Source organism: Niabella sp. (assembly GCF_030150205.1).
Taxonomy (GTDB): domain Bacteria; phylum Bacteroidota; class Bacteroidia; order Chitinophagales; family Chitinophagaceae; genus Niabella.
The window spans coordinates 168338-185669 of record NZ_JASLGT010000017.1 but is presented as its reverse complement, the minus strand read 5'-3'; the positions used below and the strand labels follow the sequence as shown (position 1 = coordinate 185669).

The following is a 17332-nucleotide window of genomic DNA, read 5'->3' as shown; positions in this document are numbered from 1 at the left end:
GGTATCCATGTAAAATATTCAGGGAGTTAACGCATTACCTCAATGTGTAAAACACGCCCCTACTGTTATTTTCCATATTGCTTTTGCAGCAGGTACAGATAGGGAGCAAAATGATGATGTGCAAACTTATCGGCGGCGTCCTTTCCAAATTTTTGATAATATCCGGCATCCGGCATCAGGATAACAGGCACACCGGCCCGCATATAGTTCATTGAATGAGCATATTCCGGTTCTTTCAGATCGGGTAATGCTTTTTTTATTGCAAGTTTATACAATTTATGTCCCAGGATTTTCGTGTACGTGTTTTGTGCTTTCCTGGTTTTCCGGTTGAGCTTTCCATAATACATATTTCCAACAAAGCGCAGCAGGAATTTTTGCTTCTTCAGGCTTCCCGGAATATCAACGATAGGGTTTACCGTGCTCATATCCGAAACCCGCTGAATGCTATAAGGTGTTTCGGGCACCCAATCGGCCGCGTTTACCACCGAATAGGCCCAGCCTCCCTTGTTGATGAAATCAAAATCATAGGCATACTGCATATTGCCCGGTTTAGGAGCCGCACTCGCATAGGTTTTAAACCGGATATCGCCCGGCAATGCTCCCGCCTGCCGCTGATAATAAAAATAAGAGCTCACCAGGTAGCTCAGTGCCCCGCCCTGGCTATGTCCGAAAATAAAAAAGTCGCGCACTCCTTTTTGATACAGTTCTTTGATCTTCGGCATCATGTCCGTTACCAGGTAGGCCATACCGATTGTCCAGCCCGCATGTACATATGCATCCTTGCTTTCCGCCAGCTTATAATCAAACTTTGTAGTCGCATTTAGTTGCAGGGAACCTGTGGCCGGGATCATGGGGCAATAATAATTCTCCATCCAGCTGACCATATCCCCCACGGTTCCCCGGATATTGATCACCGCCTGATTTTGCTCATTGAGGTACAACCACCAAAGATTCTTCATCCCTACCTCCGGTGATTTATACACCAATTTGTACGGATCTTTTTGTTGTTCCCGCTGCGCTTTATCAGGAATGCTGCTTTCATAAAAAGCCATCGACAAAAAGTCGGCATATTCCTTTACATCAAATACCGGTTGAAACTGCTGGGCAAACATCGGCCGGGCCACCAGCAATAAAAGGATAAAAAACCGCATACGTAAGTGCATCATATTCGATTTAGTTTGATGCAAAATTAACCATTCAAACAATAAAAAGCTGCATATGACCTACCCGCGGTTGGCCGCCTCTGAAAGCACTGTTGCCTTAAACGGTTTGCTAAAAGCCAGATCGTCCGGCACCTACGCCAACAAAAAATCCCGGCCTTTTGCAGCCGGGATCTCAAATCGATAAAACCGTTATTAAAGTGTTTTTAATACATCATTCATATTCCGCACGGCATCGGCGCTTTTGTTAAAGGCCGCCTGCTCTTCATCCGACAATTTAAAATCGAGAATGCGTTCCCAGCCATTACGGCCAAGGATCACCGGTACCACCAGCGAAATATCGTTCTGGCCATATTCTCCTTCCAGGGCCACTCCGCAGGAGATCAGCTTTTTTTCATCCCGCAAAATACTTTCTACCATGGCAGCCGTTCCGGCACCAGGTGCATACCAGGCAGAGGTGCCGATCAGTTTGGTAAGCGTGGCTCCGCCAACCATGGTATCCGCTACAATTTTATCCTGCTGTTCCTTTGTTAGAAAGTTTGTAACCGGTGTGCTGTTCCAGGTTGCATGGCGAATAAGCGGAATCATGGTGGTATCGCCATGCCCACCGATTACTACCGCATTCAGGTCACCGGGTGAGCATCCCAGCTCCTGGCTCAGGTAATACCGGAAACGTGCAGAATCCAGTGCCCCGCCCATTCCCAGCACGCGGTGCTTGGGCAACCCAGAGGTTTGAAGTGTGAGATAATTCATCGTATCCATCGGGTTGGATACAACAATGATAATGGTATCCGGAGAATATTTTAAAATATTTTCGGTAACACTTTTTACAATTCCGGCATTAACGCCGATCAATTCCTCGCGCGTCATGCCCGGTTTGCGGGGAAGCCCGGAGGTGATCACCACTACATCCGATTGTTCGGTAGCTACGTAATCGTTGGTAACCCCTTTGATCTTGGTATCAAATCCCAGCAACGCGGCTGTTTGCATCATATCGATAGCTTTTCCTTCAGCTACGCCCTCCTTAATGTCAAGCAGCACCAGCTCCGATGCTAATTCTTTCCTGGCAATATTGTCGGCACAGGTAGCACCGACAGCTCCGGCACCTACTACAGTAACTTTCATATAATCGTTTTAAAGATGAATTGAATAGAAACAAATTTAACTGATTACGTTTCAATAAACCAATGCCGTTATAAAAACCCTCAAGAAATAAAAAAATCAAAAAAAATATTACAGAACATGTTGTTACAATCGTTTGATTTCCTATATTTGCAATCCCAAATCTGACAGATGTCAGCACAAAGGGCGGATTGATCCATGGTGTAACGGTAGCACTACTGATTTTGGTTCAGTCAGTTAAGGTTCGAATCCTTATGGATCAACAAACGGTACTAAATATTTAGTACCGTTTTTTTTATGTATAGATCCTGCCAAACCTGCATCACGCTGCTAAAATTATAGCAACGGCAGCACCTGCATTATTATAGATACATCGTATTCAATTATCTTTGAACACACAAAATCACATATGTTAAAAATAGGGATTGTTGGCGTTGGCCATCTGGGAAAATTTCATCTGAATAACTGGCTGGAAATTGAGGGAGTTGAAGTTGTTGGGTTTTACGATCCGAACGAGGAAACTGCTAAAGAAGTTATTGAAAAATATAACATCAAACGCTTCTTTGATGTGGACGCTTTTTTGGCGCTTTGCGATGCGATCGATATTGTAACTCCTACCACCTTTCATTACCAATGGTGTGAAAAAGCCATTAAGCTCGGCCGCCACGTATTTGTAGAAAAGCCGTTTGCAGACACGATGGAAGAAGCCCGGGAACTGGTGAAGCTGGCAAAAGAATCCAATATAAAATTACAGGTGGGACATGTAGAGCGTTTTAATCCTGCTTTCCTGGCATTAAAGAACGTGTCACTTAAACCTATGTTCATCGAAGTACACCGGCTGGCACAATTCAACCCCAGGGGTACGGAGGTGAGCGTGATTCTGGATTTAATGATTCACGACATCGACATTATCCTGAGCATTGTAAAAAGCGATGTAAAACGAATTTCAGCCAGTGGTGTGGCGGTGCTTACAGAAACACCAGATATCGCCAATGTACGGATCGAATTTGACAATGGTTGTGTAGCCAATCTCACCTCCAGCCGTATTTCTATGAAGAAGATGCGGAAAATGCGCCTGTTTCAAAAAGATGCCTATATCGGGATCGATTTTCTCAACAAGAAAACAGAGATCATCAAACTGAAGGAAGTTACCGACGAAAATGTATTTGCATTTGATATTGATACGCCTGGCGGTGGAAAAAAAACCATTGCAATGGCGAACCCGGCGGTTCCGGAAGTAAACGCCATTAAAAAAGAGCTGGAAGAATTCCGGGATGCCATTTTAAACAATACCCAAACGGTTGTATCAGAAATTGATGGTCTAAAGGCCATGGATGTTGCACACCAGATCCTGGAAAAGATTGGCAATAACACAATAAAACAGTAGTGGAAAAACCTAAAAGCATTTCCGCTTCCTGGTACCTGCTGGCTGATTATTCGGGAGCAGCACTATCCTGGCTGATCTTTATCAGCCTGCTGCGCAGAGGCATCGGGAACCTGGAGCCTGCCGACTGGCTGGTTACGCTTTTTATTGTTCCGGTGTTGTGGCTTTTATTGTTTACACTGGCAGGCAGCTATGGCAATTTATATAAGAAATCAAGAGCAGAAGAATTCCTGGTTACCCTGGTTTGCTCCGTTATTGGCAGCACCTTCCTGATCTTTATTTTTCCTGAGCTAAAATATCATTTATATATCGGCATCCTGCATCTGCTGTTCCGGCTCATCATTTTACATTGCACCATTACCTGTATTTTCCGGGGACTGATCCTTACGGTGGTGAAGCGGCAGATCAAGAACAGGTCGGTTGTTTTTAATACCCTGCTGCTCAGTGATGCGCAATCAGTAAATGCAGTTGTAACAAATACCGGGAAAGGCTTGTCGGAAGCGGCTTTTCACTATGTGGGTTATATAGAGCCGCTGCCAGGATCGCACGCAGCGGCTGTTCACCTGCCGCGGTTGGGTGCATTGCCGGAACTGGAAACGGTTATTTCGCAGCATAACGTAAAAATGGTGATCATCAACAATAACAGTGCATCCTTTGCACTGCCGGTTGAGGACCTGGTAAGCCGTTTGAGCGAAAAAGACGTAGAGATTAACCTCGTTCCCAAAACAATCGATATCCTTTCCGGTTCGGTAAAGATCGGCAGCCTGCTTGGCGGAGGACTTGTAAACATCCCCAATACCCTGCTCAGCAACTGGCAGTCGAATATTAAAAGAGTACTGGATGTAGCCGTTGCCTTTTGGGGTATGATTTTTTTATTTCCACTATATCTTTTTGTGGCCCTGCGGGTAAAACTGAGCAGTTCCGGCCCCATCTTCTACAAGCAGGAACGGATCGGGTACAAGGGAAAGCCCTTCATACTTTATAAATTCAGATCGATGTACCTGCATGCCGAAACCGGCACACCCCTGCTATCCTCCAAAAATGATCCGCGCATTACCCGCTGGGGAAGAATTATGCGCAAATGGCGGCTCGACGAGCTTCCCCAGCTCTGGAATATTCTGAAAGGTGATATGAGCCTGGTAGGCCCCCGGCCGGAACGGGCCTATTTTATTAACCAGGTCATAAAACAATTCCCTTCTTATAAGTACGTATTGAAGGCCCGGCCCGGCCTTACCAGCTGGGGAATGGTGCAGTTTGGCTATGCGGAAAACCTCGAAGAAATGATCGAACGCAACCGCTACGACCTGATGTATATCGAAAATATCTCGCTCCTGTTGGACCTCAAAATTTTATTGCATACGTTTCGGATCCTTTTACAGGGAAAAGGGAAATAGCCAAATGACATTTGTTATGCCGGCTTTAAACTCCGGCAGGTACGATCCGCTGATAAACAACCGTACACAGCTACAGGCTCCATGATTCCCATTTTATGCCGGGTATAACCCTATTTTTTTAACCACCGGATCAGCAGGGGAAGCTGGTTCATAATTATCCTGAAATAGCTGATCTTTTCAGCACCAAACTTCATGAAGAACTGTGCGGCGCCCGGCAGGTCAGACCCCTCAAAGCGCAATATCCGGTCCGCACCTGAATGGTCCCGGATAATTGCGTCAATCAATTGATAGAACGCGCCGTGCTGCTTCCCCTGTTCTGTGGCACCTCCCAATACCGTATATAGGTAACGTTCATCTTTAAACAATACTAAAAAAGCAGCAATCCGGCCGTCGGGGAAGCGCACATAGTATCCCTCAGCCATGCCCCTCTTTTCAGCTTCGAGCGCACTGGCTTCAATGCGTTCATAAGCATCTGCCGCCAACCCGCCAACCTTGCTGTCATATTCGGCAATATAGGCCCTGATCACTTCCGGGATAGCCACTTGCCGCTCTATATACATTCCTGCAGCAGCTGCTTTCCGGACCATTCGTTTTGCCGACCGTGCATACCCACGAAAAATGGCAGGATAAGCGTCAAAAAGAGGCAGCAGATGATTTGCGCGCGTTGTTATTTTTAAAGGACGTCCTGCCGTAATATTTTGAAAGCAGTTCGATTCTTTCAGGGCGATGTCCCAGTAAACATCTTTTCGTGGTATTGACTGTAAAAAGCGGCTTACCAGCTCAGCTTCGGCATTTTTACAAAAGATACCCAGGGCGTTTGTAAAGAATGGTTGATACAGATACTGCAACCCATATTTTTGATTCCAGACCAGCGGCATCACGGCTTCATAATCATTTAAAACAAGTCCATCCCAGTTTTTTGCCACGGCATCCAGGAAGAAGGTGCGTCCGTAAATAACCCCGTTTGGGTCGTTGGATATACAGGAGTTCCATTTTCCAGCATCCAGATCCCTCCGTTTCACCAGGCGAATATGGTCCTTAATAAACATACGCATGCAAAATGGGTTATTTGTTGTTCAAATTTATCATCTTTATATTTTTTTTTTAAGATTTGTCCAATTTCAAACCACCCGGTTGTTATGGTAGTATAAAACATTTAATAACCGTCCCGCACAACGGGAAAAAAAAATTGAAACCATGGAACAAAGAATCAAATTCACAGAAACAGGAAAAGACGCATTATCTACACTGTACCCTGTAGGAAGGTACCTGAAGCAAACCACGCTCGATCAGCAATTGTTGCATTTGATCTATTTCCGGGTATCACAGATCAATGGTTGTGCCTTTTGCCTGGATATGCACGCCAAAGACCTCCGGGCCGGCGGGGAAACCGAGCAACGTCTGTATGTATTGGATGCCTGGAGAGAAGCACCCTTTTACAGCGATAAAGAGCGCGCTGCATTGGCCTGGGCGGAGGCATTGACCAAACTAAGCAGCACCCTGGTACCGGACGACGTATATAAAACAGCAGCTGCCCTTTTTACTGAAAAAGAATTGGTAGACCTGACCCTTGCGGTAACCACTATTAATACCTATAACCGCTTCAATATTGCGTTTGGTGCACCCGTAGGCGCTTATAAAGTGGGACAGTTTGCATAAACAATAGTTACAAAATTTTAAAATTAGATTTATGAAAGATTTTTTATTTCTGTTTCGTGCCGATTACGTGGAATATGCCAAGCGCTCCCCGGAAGAACTGCAATCCATGACCAAAAAGTGGATGGATTGGATCGGCGGTATTGCCGCGCAAAATAAACTGGCCGACCGGGGCAACCGGCTCGAAACCGGCGGACGCGTGATCCGGCCCGGCAACCTGATCACCGACGGACCTTTTTGCGAAATAAAAGAAAGCCTGGGAGGTTATATTGTGGTGAAAACCGCTACCATTGATGAAGCAGCTGAAATAGCAATGGGATGCCCCGTTTATCAAATCGGAGGTTCCGTAGAAGTTCGTGAAATCAGTGTAATGTAAGATCATGGAACAAACTGGTTTGCTCCCCCATTTATTCCGTACAGAGTACAGCAAGATCATTGCTGTACTCTGTAATCATTTCGGTATGGACCATATAGAAGTAGCGGAAGATATCGTAAGCGATACCTTTCTGACAGCTGCAGAACTTTGGGGAATGAAAGGTGTTCCGGAAAATCCCGCCGCCTGGTTGTATACTGTTGCAAAAAACAAAACCCGCAACTATTTAAAACGCCACCAGCTTTTTGAAAAAAAGATCGCCGTTGACCTGAGGTCCCAGGCTGTAGAAACCGAAACAGATATCGACCTCTCTACTACGGCTATTGCCGACAGCCAGCTGGCCATGATCTTTACCGTATGCCATCCTTCTGTTTCCCGGGAGGCGCAGATCGCCCTGGCATTAAACCTGCTTTGTGGTTTTGGCGTACAGGAAATAGCCGATGCCTTCTTAACCAATAAGGAAACCGTTTACAAAAGGCTGAAACGTGCCAAAGAAAAATTGCGGGAAGAAAATATTGCTATTGCTTCGCCTACCGTTCAGATGGTGGCAGAGCGGATGGAGACCGTATTAACAACGCTTTACCTGTTATTTAACGAGGGATATTATTCGATTTCCGGAGATCACCCCCTGAAAAAAGACTGCTGCATGGAAGCGATGCGCCTTTGTTTGCTATTACTGGGGAACCCGCTTACTCATACACCGGCCACAAACGCACTGATGGGATTGATGTGCTTTCATGCATCCCGCTTTGAAGCCCGTATCAATAGTAACGGTGAAATCATCCTCTATGAAGACCAGGATATCCGGCTTTGGAATAAAGACCTGATTGAAAAAGGCATTTTTTATCTCAACAGCTCTGCAAACGGCAGCCAGGTAAGCAAATTTCACCTGGAAGCAGGTATTGCATATTGGCACACCCATCCCGAAGATTCAAAAGAAAAATGGGAAGCCATCCTGCAATTGTACAACAAGTTGCTGATGCTGGAATACACCCCCATAGCGGCCCTTAACCGTACTTATGCTCTGGCCAAGGCTAACAGCATTAACGAAGCCATTGCTGAGGCAGAAAAACTAAAACTGACCGACAATCATTTTTATTTTGTACTGTTGGGCAAACTTTACGAGCACCTTGATCCCGCAAAAGCCAAAACACTTTTACAAACGGCAAAAGGGATGGCGCATTCTGAAAGTGACCGTCAGCTGATCCAGAAAAAAATAACAGAACTGGAAGAGAAGCGCTAACTTAGAGGGACGTTTCAATTATATAAGGCTCCATGTTATGGCATACGATGAAGCACTGGCCGAAAAAGTACGGGCCCACCTTTCTATATTTCCTGGTATCGAGGAAAAACCAGCCTTTCAGGGACTGGCATTTATGATGAATGATAAAATGCTGCTGGGTGTGCGCAATGAGGAACTATTGTGCCGCTTCGACCCGGAGTTGCATGATGCACTGGCAGCCTCCGGCAATTTTCGCGAAATGATGCACCGGGATAAAGTGGTTCGGGGCTATTTATATGTTCCTGTCTCTCTGCTAAAAACAAAAAAAGATTTTCAATACTGGATTGGACTGGCGACGGCCTATAACGAAACAGCCAGTACATCAAAAAAAAGAAAAAGAAGTCAACAGACGCATAAATAACAACGAATGAAAGCGATCGTTCTTGAACAATTCGGAAGTATCGATAACCTGCAATTTAAAGAGGTTCCGGTTCCACAGCCGCAGGCGGGTGAAATATTAATCAAAGTGGTTTTTGCCGCCGTAAACCCTTACGATCGTAAGGTTGTAGAAGTATATGGAAAAGAGGTAGGTGTTCAGGTTCCGGTAATACCCGGTTCTGAACTTTCTGGTATCGTGGAAGCTACCGGCGAAGGCGTTACCGGTTTTTTACCCGGCGATGCGGTTTGCGGTAACCTGGGCAGCTTTGGTGGTTGCTATGCCGAATACGCGGTGGTAAAAGCAACCGATGTAGTGAAAAAACCGGGGGCCGTTTCTTTTGAAGCTGCGGCTGCAATTCCGGTAGCAGCACTTACCGCCTCAAAGGCGATCCTGGATGAGGGCGGATTAAAAGCCGGTGAAACAATCCTGGTTCATGGGGCATCCGGGGCCATTGGCGCCATGGCTGTACAGCTGGCAAAAGCAGCTGGTGCCCATGTTATCGCCACTGGGTCCGGAAAAAATGAGGAGCGGATCAAAGACCTGGGAGCAGCTATTTTTATTGATTACACCACACAGGATTTTACCAAATTTGCCAAAGATTTAGATCTCGTACTCGATACCATCGGGGGTAAAACCCAGGAAGATTCTTTCACAGTGCTTAAACAAGGCGGCCGGCTCATCAGCCTGGTACAGCCACCTTCTGAAGAAAAGGCGGCGCAACACCAGGTACATGCAAAAATGATCTTTGGTGGTCCCAATGCCGAACGCCTGGAAAAAATAATGCAGCAACTGGCGGATGGCGTTTTAAAAGTAACGATAGAAAAAGTATATGTGCTGTCCGATGCCAAAGAGGCTCTTCAAACAATCAAAACCGGCCATCGTACAGGAAAACTGCTCTTGAATCCCTGATCAATATATGGGAATGACGGTCACCTATGCGGCGAACGGGTACTGGTCATAGCAGGTTTATCAGCGCGAAGCCGGGTTGCTATGGAGCAATTGCTCCGCGGTCATCAGATCGATCGGGTGCGTAATTTTGATATTGTTCTTTTCACCTTCCACCAGGGAAACCTTCATACCAAAAGCTTCCACAACAGAAGCTTCATCGGTAAATTTTTCTTTCTGCTCAATTGAAAAAGCGGGGATCAGCAGTTTGCTGTGAAATACCTGCGGAGTTTGCACCAGCACTACTTTTTGGCGGTCCAGTGCATCGCTGCCGTCTTCTGTAAGTAACCGGACACTATCGCTGGCAGTAACCACCGGGATCGCACTGCCGGTTTCAACAGCCTGCTCATAGCAACGACGGATCAGCTCCGGCGAAACCAGGCACCGTACGGCATCATGTACAAAAATAATGGCTTCATCTTCTACCAGCTGTAAGCCATTCTTAACCGATTCAAAACGGGTAGCACCGCCAATGGTAATACGAACCCGGTCTTTATCAAAATAGGCATCAATGATTTCCTGGCCCATATCGGTATACGCCTCCGGTAATACCAGAATAATATCCAGGTCTTCATAGGCCTTTAAAAACGTATCGATTGTATAGTATAAAAGAGGCTTGTTTTTCAATAATAAAAATTGTTTGGGCAACTCCACCCCCATTCTCGTACCCGCACCTCCTGCTACAATAACCGCTGTCTTCTTCATGTTCTAATTTCTGATTTGGGATTTCTGATTTCAGCATTATGCGTTCAGCATCCCTCACTATTAACTATCGCCTATTCACTTTTCTTAATCATCCAGCTTTAACACCGCCAGGAATGCTTCCTGCGGAACCTCTACGTTACCGATCTGGCGCATCCGTTTTTTTCCTTCTTTTTGTTTTTCCAGCAGTTTCCGTTTCCGGCTGATATCTCCTCCGTAACACTTGGCGGTAACATCTTTTCGCATAGCGGAGATGTTTTCCCGGGCTACGATCTTGGCTCCAATGGCCGCCTGTATGGCGATCTGGAATTGCTGACGCGGCAGCAGCTCCTTCAGCTTTTCGCAAAGTTTTCTTCCGAAATCCTGTGCGCGTCCCCGGTGAATCAATGCACTCAGCGCATCCACTTTATCATTGTTCAGCAGGATATCCATTTTTACGATATCACTTTCGCGATATCCCAAAGGATGGTAGTCAAAGGATGCATAGCCCCGCGTCTGGGATTTCAGTTTATCGTAAAAATCGAATACGATTTCTGTCAGCGGCATTTCAAAGATCAGTTCCACCCGCGTTGTGGTCAGGTAACTCTGGTTGATCAGGATACCCCGTTTCCCCAGGCAAAGGGTCATGATATTACCGATATAATCCGGTTTCGTAATGATCTGTGCCTTAATATAAGGTTCCTCGATCCGGTCTGTTTTTACAGGATCCGGAAATTCGGTAGGATTGTTTACAATGATGGTTTCACCCTTTGTAGTGTGTGCAATAAAGCTAACGTTGGGTACCGTAGTAATTACGGTTTGGTTAAATTCCCGCTCCAGCCGCTCCTGTATGATCTCCATATGCAGCATTCCAAGGAAGCCGCACCGGAAACCAAATCCCAGCGCCTGAGAGGTTTCAAGCTCAAAGGTCAGTGAAGCATCATTCAGCTGGAGTTTTTCCATGCAATCCCGCAGTTCTTCAAACTCATCTGTATTTACCGGGTAAATACCAGCAAATACCATTGGCTTCACTTCTTCAAATCCCTTAATGGCCACCGGACTGGCATTGCCGGCCAGGGTAATGGTATCCCCTACTTTTACTTCTTTGGCATTTTTGATACCGGTAATGATATAGCCCACATCCCCTGCACGCACTTCATTCCGTTCGGTCATTTTCAGTTTCAGGATACCGATCTCATCCGCCTCATATTCCTGTCCGGTACTTACAAACTTCACTTTATCGCCCTTTTTCAGTGCTCCGTTCAGGATCCGGTAGTAAACGATGATTCCCCGGAAACTGTTGAACACACTATCAAAGATCAGGGCCTGTAACGGAGCCTGCGGATCACCCTTGGGCGCCGGAATTTTTTCTACAATGGCCTCCAGCACCGCATCAATGCCCAACCCCGTTCTTCCGCTGGCCAGTAAAATATCTTCGGGTTTGCAACCGATCAGGTCAATGATCTGGTCTTTCACCTCGTCGATCATGGCCCCGTCCATATCAATTTTATTGATCACCGGAATAATTTCCAGGTCGTTATCAATTGCCAGGTACAGGTTACTGATGGTTTGTGCCTGTATTCCCTGTGTGGCATCCACCAGGAGCAGGGCCCCTTCGCAGGCCGCAAGGGCGCGACTCACTTCGTAGCTAAAATCTACGTGACCCGGGGTGTCGATAAGGTTCAGCACGTAGTCTTCACCGGCTTTAGACCGGTAATTGATCTGGATGGCATGGCTTTTAATAGTAATGCCCTTTTCCCGTTCCAGGTCCATATCATCCAGTACCTGGTCCATCATTTCACGGTCGCTGATGGTATTGGTGGCCTGTAACAGACGGTCTGCCAGGGTGCTTTTGCCGTGGTCGATATGTGCTATAATACAAAAATTCCGTATATTCTTCATGCTGATACCCTCATTTTCAAGGGCTGCAAAGGTACGCCTTTTGGAGGAATTCCGGGGGAATTTCGGGTTTGGCAATCAGCAGAACACTATCAGTCGTTAGTATAGATTAAAAAAGCCTGGCAAGCACCATCCAACCAACCATGGTTTTTGAAAGCGGTTATGATGAAGCAGCAACATTCAATTTAAGATTAACCCTTCTATACGGGCTTCCGGCGGCAGCGTTTGGTCCATAAAAAAAGCTGTTACCATAACAGGAACAGCTTACAATCACTTTTTGATATTTTTATTTTCTCTCTTTCAGGGATATTTTTACTTTTTTTACAAACGCCTCAGTAACGCCTGCCAGTGCTGCAATTTTGGCAACATCGAAATTAGTGCCGGAGAGCAGGTTACATACAACTTCATAGCCCTTTTGTGCTGCGCCTTTCTCCAATCCTTTTTCTTCGGCAGTTTCTAACACGGAGTACTCGGTCCATTTATCTAAAACATCTTTTTGGTACAACATATATTCCTCCTTTTTTAGATTAGCGATTTCAGCTATTTTAAACAGCTTCTTAAATATCTCCTGATGCAAATTTACCGGAATTTTATCTAATTGTGCCATATTCCGCAATATATACATCCAACGTTCGAGGTCGGTTTCGAGCTCTGTGGGTCCCATGTTAAAATTGGGTAACTCTAAAAATATAAACCCCAGCTTGTTATAAAATACTTCCCCGGTTTCTTCTTCAATCAGCCGCGCATGGTGCAGGTACTTTCCAGGGCGGGAATGCTTAAAATTAAAATCTGTTAACCCTACAAAATAGACCTCCTTTAATTCAAAGTTCCAATGCTTACTACCCTTTGGCCCTTGTGCCTGTAGTTTGCTGGCCGTATAAAAAACAGCCCGGTCTGTAAAAAATTTCTGACCCGCCCGTTGCATTTCAATGATAAAAGTTTCACCTTCCATGCCCGTACATATAAGATCAACAATGGTTTTTCGATGATGCTTCGCCGGACCGCCGCTTTCCTGCGGATTATACACCAGGTCGCGTATGACTTTGCGGCCTTTAAACAACTCATTTAAAAAAGCGATCAGCAGATCTTTGTGCGGTTCTGAACCAAATATCCTTTTGAATCCGAAGTCAGTCAGCGGGTCGATGTACCGGCCTATCGGGGCCATCGACAGGTTTTTCATAGTAGCCATACCTAAAGATACGAATTTATTAAAACATATATTTATTTTAAAATATGAATTTCAAAATCACAAAACCGGCCGGATGCGCTGGAGTGGAGCATTTCTATTCTGTTAAAATTACCGGTGGCTGCGGGTAAAATCCCAAAATTCATCTCCCGTTTAAAATAAAATGATTAGTTTAGAAGGACTAAACGATTCGAAATCTATTAATTTTTAAACCGCCATCATGAGTACAACAAACTCGGAAAATGCCCCCCTGGCCAGTCTTGATGAATGGGAAGATGATTTGCTGCGCAGGTACCCCGATCCTGAAACCATTGCCACATCAAAAGGTACAGAGGAATACAGGAATTATGAAGATCCTCAGCGGGATACCGTAAAAGAATTTTATCGCCTGAACCATACCTTCCAAACCCACGATTTCGTAATGAAAAAAAGGGCCGATTTTCTCAAGTTCAACCGGAAGGAAATGACAGTTTGGGATGCATTTGATTTTTTAAACCAGCTGGTCGATGATTCAGATCCCGACACGGACCTCGACCAGTTTCAGCACCTGTTGCAAACTTCCGAAGCCATCCGCAGAGACGGGCATCCGGACTGGATGGTACTTACAGGACTTATGCACGATATGGGTAAAGTGCTTTGTCTCTTTGGCGAGCCGCAATGGGCCGTGGTAGGTGATACATTTCCCGTGGGATGCGCATATTCCGATAAGATCGTCTATCCGGAATTTTTTAAGGAGAACCCCGATTTCGATAATCCCCGGTACAGTACCAAGCTGGGCGTATATGAGGCGGGATGTGGATTGCGCAACGTAACCATGTCCTGGGGACATGATGAATACATTTACCAGATCATGAAAGAACATCTGCCGGAAGAAGGGTTGTATATGCTTCGCTACCATTCTTTTTATGCCTGGCACCGCGAAGGGGCTTACGAATATTTAACCGATGATCATGATAAGAAAATGCTGAAATGGGTAAAAATGTTCAATCCCTATGATCTGTATTCAAAAAATCCGGAACCGCCGGATTGGAAAAAATTACAGCCCTATTATGAGAACCTCGTAAAGAGCTATCTTCCTTCCACATTAAAATTCTGACGGGAAGCACAGGATCTGCCGGTTTCCGGATGCCGAATGCCGGTAGATCCGTCCCTTTCCAGGATGTTACATGTTCAACGAGCATAACGAAACCTGCCTGGTCCCCTAAACAGCGGTAAACCCGTCTTTAACTGGAAAGGTAATGATGATTGCCGTTTGTTTTCTCAAATCCTTCCCACTCCATTAAGCCAAACGATCGCTGATGCATCAATTACAACCACTGGACTATTTTGTATTCCTGATCTATTTTGCGGGCGTATCTGCCTACGGATATTACGTTTACCGGCGTAAAAAATCGGCTACTACCAGTTCAAAGGATTTTTTTCTGGCAGAAGGTTCGCTGACCTGGTGGGCCATCGGGGCCTCACTGATTGCATCCAACATATCTGCCGAACATTTTATCGGTATGAGCGGATCCGGCTTTGCATTGGGACTGGCCATCTCCTCTTACGAATGGATGGCCGCTGCCACTCTCATCATTGTGGCTATCTTTATCATACCGGTATATCTGAAGAACAAGATCTTTACCATGCCGCAGTTTCTTTCGGTACGGTACAATGATAAGGTAAGTACCATTATGGCGATCTTCTGGCTGCTGGTATACGTTTTTGTAAACCTCACCTCGATCATTTACCTGGGAGCCCTGGCCATTTCATCGATCAGTAACCTGAGCTTTGAAGCCGCTATCGTCGGGTTAAGTGTATTTTCTGTTCTGGTAACCCTGGGTGGTATGAAGGTGATCGGTTATACAGATGTGGTACAGGTGATCGTACTGATCATTGGCGGGCTGATCACTACCTACCTGGCGCTTTCCCTGCTGGCCGACCGCTTTGGTTTTGATGGGAATATCTGGAAGGCACTGGGCATTTTACGAAAAGAAGCCCCCACCCATTTCCACATGATCTTTAAAAAAGATGATCCGCATTATTACGAGTTGCCGGGGATGTCGGTGCTCATTGGTGGTATGCTGATCAATAACCTGGCCTATTGGGGCTGTAACCAGTACATTGTACAACGCGCATTGGGAGCCGACTTAAAGACCGCAAGGAAAGGGATTCTTTTTGCTGCCTTTTTAAAGCTGCTGATACCCGTTATTGCGGTATTGCCGGGCATTACCATGTTCGTATTATATAAGAATGGCATGTTCCAGGCAGAAATGGCCGACGCAGCCGGAACAGTAAAACCGGACCATGCCTATCCCACCCTTATGAACCTGCTGCCGGCCGGCCTGAAAGGTGTGGCTTTTGCCGCTCTTACAGCAGCCATTGTGGCCTCCCTTGCCGGAAAAGCCAATAGCATTTCGACCATTTTTTCGCTGGATATCTATAAAAAATTCTTTAACAAGGCAGCCTCCGAACAAAAGCTGGTACGTGTTGGACGTTGGGCGGTTATTACAGCAATGGTACTGGCCGCATTGGTAACACCGGCGCTCAGGTCGCTGGACCAGGCCTACCAGTTCATCCAGGAATATGTAGGCTTTTTTTCTCCGGGGGTGCTGGCCATTTTTCTGCTGGGTATGTTCTGGAAGCGCACCACTGCCGGTGCGGCCCTGGCCGGTGCACTGCTTACCATTCCGATTTCTACCGTGCTCAAATTCCTGCCGGTTTGGACCCGTGGTGCCTTTCCGGACTATCCCTTTCTCGACCGGATGACCATTACTTTTTTCTGCGTGGTACTTTTAATGGCGGTCATCAGCCTTTTATCCCCGCAGAAAACTGCGGTTACCGCTTCCATCGAATTAGACAAACGGCTTTTCCGGGTTTCTCCGGAGTTCCTGATGGGTTCGGTACTTATCTGCGGCATCCTGGCGGCCCTGTATACCGCTTTCTGGTAACCCTTTCTATATTAAAGGTATTTTCTACTATTAAAACTTGATCCGGAACAAGTATCGGCTTGTTTCAGGCGTATTTTGTCCTATCCGGCAGATTTTTCGTGCTCTGATGTTGCGTTTTTGTCCGTTGCTGCGTTACTTCAGACAGAACAATATGTGTATTCCTCAAAATATTAAAATGATGAAAAAAGTTTCCCTGGCTGGTCTTTTACTATTAACCGTTGTGTTCCTGGGCTCCTGCTTAAAACACAAGGATAGTTATTATGACAGTCCCGAATTTCAAAATGCCGCAGCAGTAAGCATTATCAATGGCGCTCCGCTGGGCATGCCGCTGGATATCCAATTTGAGGGAACCCAGCGTTGGTTGCTGAACGAGTTCAATTATAAGTACCGGACCAATTATACACCCGTATACTCCGGCAACCGGAAGCTCTACGTGTTTAACAGAGGTGAATCGAAAGTCCTGATTTCAAAAAACATGACCTTTGAGCCCCGCAAGCGCTATTCCGTATTTTTAGTGGATACCTTAAGCAAAATGGATGCCGTGCTGGTGCGCGACAGCGTAATAGAGCCCAAAGCAGATTCTGTTTTACTGCGCTTTGCCAATATGAGCCCGGATGCCGGCGCCATTGACCTTTACCTGCAAGGAAATACCAAGCCCATAGCTCAAAATATCGGATACAAAAATGTAAGTACCTTTGTCAGCTTTAAATCCGATAAGGATATCAAATTTGAGGCAAGGGCCGCGGGCACGAACACAGTACTGGCAACATCGGATACAAAGAATTTATTTAATGGAAATCAATATACTATCTGGACAACAGGCTTTAAGTCGATGAATACAGACAACGGGAAACTTATTGTAGAGTTAATGGCGCATTATTATTAGTATATCCCATACGTTTCCATAAAAAATCAGTCCGCCGTTGTCAAAAACAGGCTGA

General features: G+C 45.8%; 16 protein-coding genes and 1 tRNA gene. 11 read left to right on the top strand and 6 right to left on the bottom strand.

The window, feature by feature from the left end:
* Positions 1-65 precede the first annotated feature (65 nt).
* Together Q1V85_RS14600 and mdh are read right to left on the bottom strand one after the other, a co-directional pair.
* Positions 66-1166, bottom strand: a complete 1101-nt coding sequence (locus Q1V85_RS14600) for a lipase family protein (protein ID WP_300601169.1) — start codon at positions 1164-1166, stop codon at positions 66-68.
* Between the two features lie 189 nt (positions 1167-1355).
* Positions 1356-2285, bottom strand: a complete 930-nt coding sequence (mdh, locus tag Q1V85_RS14595) for a malate dehydrogenase (RefSeq protein ID WP_300601167.1) — start codon at positions 2283-2285, stop codon at positions 1356-1358.
* Positions 2286-2474: 189 nt separating this feature from the next.
* Between mdh and Q1V85_RS14590 the strand changes: the two genes are divergently transcribed.
* The 3 genes from Q1V85_RS14590 (at position 2475) to Q1V85_RS14580 (ending at position 5060) form a co-directional block, all read left to right on the top strand.
* A tRNA-Gln gene (locus Q1V85_RS14590) sits at positions 2475-2545 on the top strand.
* 146 nt (positions 2546-2691) lie between these two features.
* Positions 2692-3669, top strand: coding sequence for a Gfo/Idh/MocA family oxidoreductase (locus tag Q1V85_RS14585; protein WP_300601164.1), 978 nt, complete (start codon positions 2692-2694; stop codon positions 3667-3669).
* Positions 3669-5060 (top strand): sugar transferase, encoded by a 1392-nt coding sequence (locus Q1V85_RS14580; RefSeq protein WP_300601162.1) that lies wholly within the window; start codon positions 3669-3671, stop codon positions 5058-5060. Before Q1V85_RS14585 ends, Q1V85_RS14580 begins: the two co-directional genes overlap by 1 nt.
* A 110-nt stretch (positions 5061-5170) precedes the next feature.
* On the opposite strand, the gene Q1V85_RS14575 is transcribed toward Q1V85_RS14580, so the two are convergent.
* Positions 5171-6115 carry a GNAT family N-acetyltransferase gene (locus Q1V85_RS14575; RefSeq protein ID WP_300601161.1) on the bottom strand — a complete coding sequence of 315 codons (945 nt, stop codon included), beginning with the start codon at positions 6113-6115 and terminating at the stop codon, positions 5171-5173.
* Positions 6116-6257: 142 nt separating this feature from the next.
* Here Q1V85_RS14575 and Q1V85_RS14570 point away from each other — a divergent pair, with 142 nt between their 5' ends.
* From Q1V85_RS14570 to Q1V85_RS14550, 5 genes are read left to right on the top strand one after another with little or no spacing between them, the layout of a single operon-like run.
* Positions 6258-6719 carry a carboxymuconolactone decarboxylase family protein gene (locus tag Q1V85_RS14570; RefSeq protein ID WP_300601159.1) on the top strand — a complete coding sequence of 154 codons (462 nt, stop codon included), beginning with the start codon at positions 6258-6260 and terminating at the stop codon, positions 6717-6719.
* 31 nt (positions 6720-6750) lie between these two features.
* Positions 6751-7092: a YciI family protein gene (locus Q1V85_RS14565; RefSeq protein WP_300601157.1), complete on the top strand. Its 342-nt coding sequence runs from the start codon at positions 6751-6753 to the stop codon at positions 7090-7092.
* A gap of 4 nt (positions 7093-7096) precedes the next feature.
* On the top strand, positions 7097-8332 hold the full coding sequence (locus Q1V85_RS14560; RefSeq protein ID WP_300601155.1) for a sigma-70 family RNA polymerase sigma factor: 1236 nt from the start codon (positions 7097-7099) through the stop codon (positions 8330-8332).
* Positions 8333-8369: 37 nt separating this feature from the next.
* Positions 8370-8732, top strand: coding sequence for a TfoX/Sxy family protein (locus Q1V85_RS14555; RefSeq protein WP_300601154.1), 363 nt, complete (start codon positions 8370-8372; stop codon positions 8730-8732).
* Positions 8733-8738: 6 nt separating this feature from the next.
* On the top strand, positions 8739-9659 hold the full coding sequence (locus tag Q1V85_RS14550) for an NADP-dependent oxidoreductase (protein WP_300601152.1): 921 nt from the start codon (positions 8739-8741) through the stop codon (positions 9657-9659).
* Positions 9660-9719: 60 nt separating this feature from the next.
* On the opposite strand, the gene Q1V85_RS14545 is transcribed toward Q1V85_RS14550, so the two are convergent.
* The 3 genes from Q1V85_RS14545 to Q1V85_RS14535 form a co-directional block, all read right to left on the bottom strand.
* Positions 9720-10400, bottom strand: coding sequence for a 2-C-methyl-D-erythritol 4-phosphate cytidylyltransferase (locus tag Q1V85_RS14545; RefSeq protein ID WP_300601150.1), 681 nt, complete (start codon positions 10398-10400; stop codon positions 9720-9722).
* Between the two features lie 84 nt (positions 10401-10484).
* Complete coding sequence (gene lepA / locus Q1V85_RS14540) at positions 10485-12278, bottom strand: translation elongation factor 4 (protein WP_300601148.1); 1794 nt, start codon at positions 12276-12278, stop codon at positions 10485-10487.
* Positions 12279-12561: 283 nt separating this feature from the next.
* Entirely contained in the window at positions 12562-13464 is a 903-nt protein-coding gene (locus Q1V85_RS14535) for an Rpn family recombination-promoting nuclease/putative transposase (protein ID WP_300601146.1), read from the bottom strand.
* Between the two features lie 217 nt (positions 13465-13681).
* Here Q1V85_RS14535 and Q1V85_RS14530 point away from each other — a divergent pair, with 217 nt between their 5' ends.
* From Q1V85_RS14530 to Q1V85_RS14520, 3 genes are all read left to right on the top strand, one after another.
* On the top strand, positions 13682-14557 hold the full coding sequence (locus Q1V85_RS14530; protein WP_300601143.1) for an inositol oxygenase family protein: 876 nt from the start codon (positions 13682-13684) through the stop codon (positions 14555-14557).
* A 202-nt stretch (positions 14558-14759) separates the two neighbouring features.
* Positions 14760-16391, top strand: coding sequence for a sodium/sugar symporter (locus Q1V85_RS14525; protein ID WP_300601141.1), 1632 nt, complete (start codon positions 14760-14762; stop codon positions 16389-16391).
* A 175-nt stretch (positions 16392-16566) separates the two neighbouring features.
* Positions 16567-17277 (top strand): DUF4397 domain-containing protein, encoded by a 711-nt coding sequence (locus Q1V85_RS14520; protein WP_300601139.1) that lies wholly within the window; start codon positions 16567-16569, stop codon positions 17275-17277.
* The last annotated feature ends 55 nt before the right edge of the window (positions 17278-17332 follow it).

What these genes read in the sequence shown, in the direction of transcription:
- mdh (WP_300601167.1), bottom strand. Translation starts at nt 2,285, where the DNA reads ATGAAAGTTACTGTAGTAGGTGCCGGAGCTGTCGGTGCTACCTGTGCC.
- Q1V85_RS14575 (WP_300601161.1), bottom strand. Translation starts at nt 6,115, where the DNA reads ATGCGTATGTTTATTAAGGACCATATTCGCCTGGTGAAACGGAGGGAT.
- Q1V85_RS14520 (WP_300601139.1), top strand. Translation starts at nt 16,567, where the DNA reads ATGATGAAAAAAGTTTCCCTGGCTGGTCTTTTACTATTAACCGTTGTG.
- Q1V85_RS14530 (WP_300601143.1), top strand. Translation starts at nt 13,682, where the DNA reads ATGAGTACAACAAACTCGGAAAATGCCCCCCTGGCCAGTCTTGATGAA.
- Q1V85_RS14555 (WP_300601154.1), top strand. Translation starts at nt 8,370, where the DNA reads ATGGCATACGATGAAGCACTGGCCGAAAAAGTACGGGCCCACCTTTCT.
- lepA (WP_300601148.1), bottom strand. Translation starts at nt 12,278, where the DNA reads ATGAAGAATATACGGAATTTTTGTATTATAGCACATATCGACCACGGC.
- Q1V85_RS14600 (WP_300601169.1), bottom strand. Translation starts at nt 1,166, where the DNA reads ATGATGCACTTACGTATGCGGTTTTTTATCCTTTTATTGCTGGTGGCC.
- Q1V85_RS14525 (WP_300601141.1), top strand. Translation starts at nt 14,760, where the DNA reads ATGCATCAATTACAACCACTGGACTATTTTGTATTCCTGATCTATTTT.
- Q1V85_RS14570 (WP_300601159.1), top strand. Translation starts at nt 6,258, where the DNA reads ATGGAACAAAGAATCAAATTCACAGAAACAGGAAAAGACGCATTATCT.
- Q1V85_RS14550 (WP_300601152.1), top strand. Translation starts at nt 8,739, where the DNA reads ATGAAAGCGATCGTTCTTGAACAATTCGGAAGTATCGATAACCTGCAA.
- Q1V85_RS14535 (WP_300601146.1), bottom strand. Translation starts at nt 13,464, where the DNA reads ATGGCTACTATGAAAAACCTGTCGATGGCCCCGATAGGCCGGTACATC.
- Q1V85_RS14585 (WP_300601164.1), top strand. Translation starts at nt 2,692, where the DNA reads ATGTTAAAAATAGGGATTGTTGGCGTTGGCCATCTGGGAAAATTTCAT.
- Q1V85_RS14565 (WP_300601157.1), top strand. Translation starts at nt 6,751, where the DNA reads ATGAAAGATTTTTTATTTCTGTTTCGTGCCGATTACGTGGAATATGCC.
- Q1V85_RS14560 (WP_300601155.1), top strand. Translation starts at nt 7,097, where the DNA reads ATGGAACAAACTGGTTTGCTCCCCCATTTATTCCGTACAGAGTACAGC.
- Q1V85_RS14545 (WP_300601150.1), bottom strand. Translation starts at nt 10,400, where the DNA reads ATGAAGAAGACAGCGGTTATTGTAGCAGGAGGTGCGGGTACGAGAATG.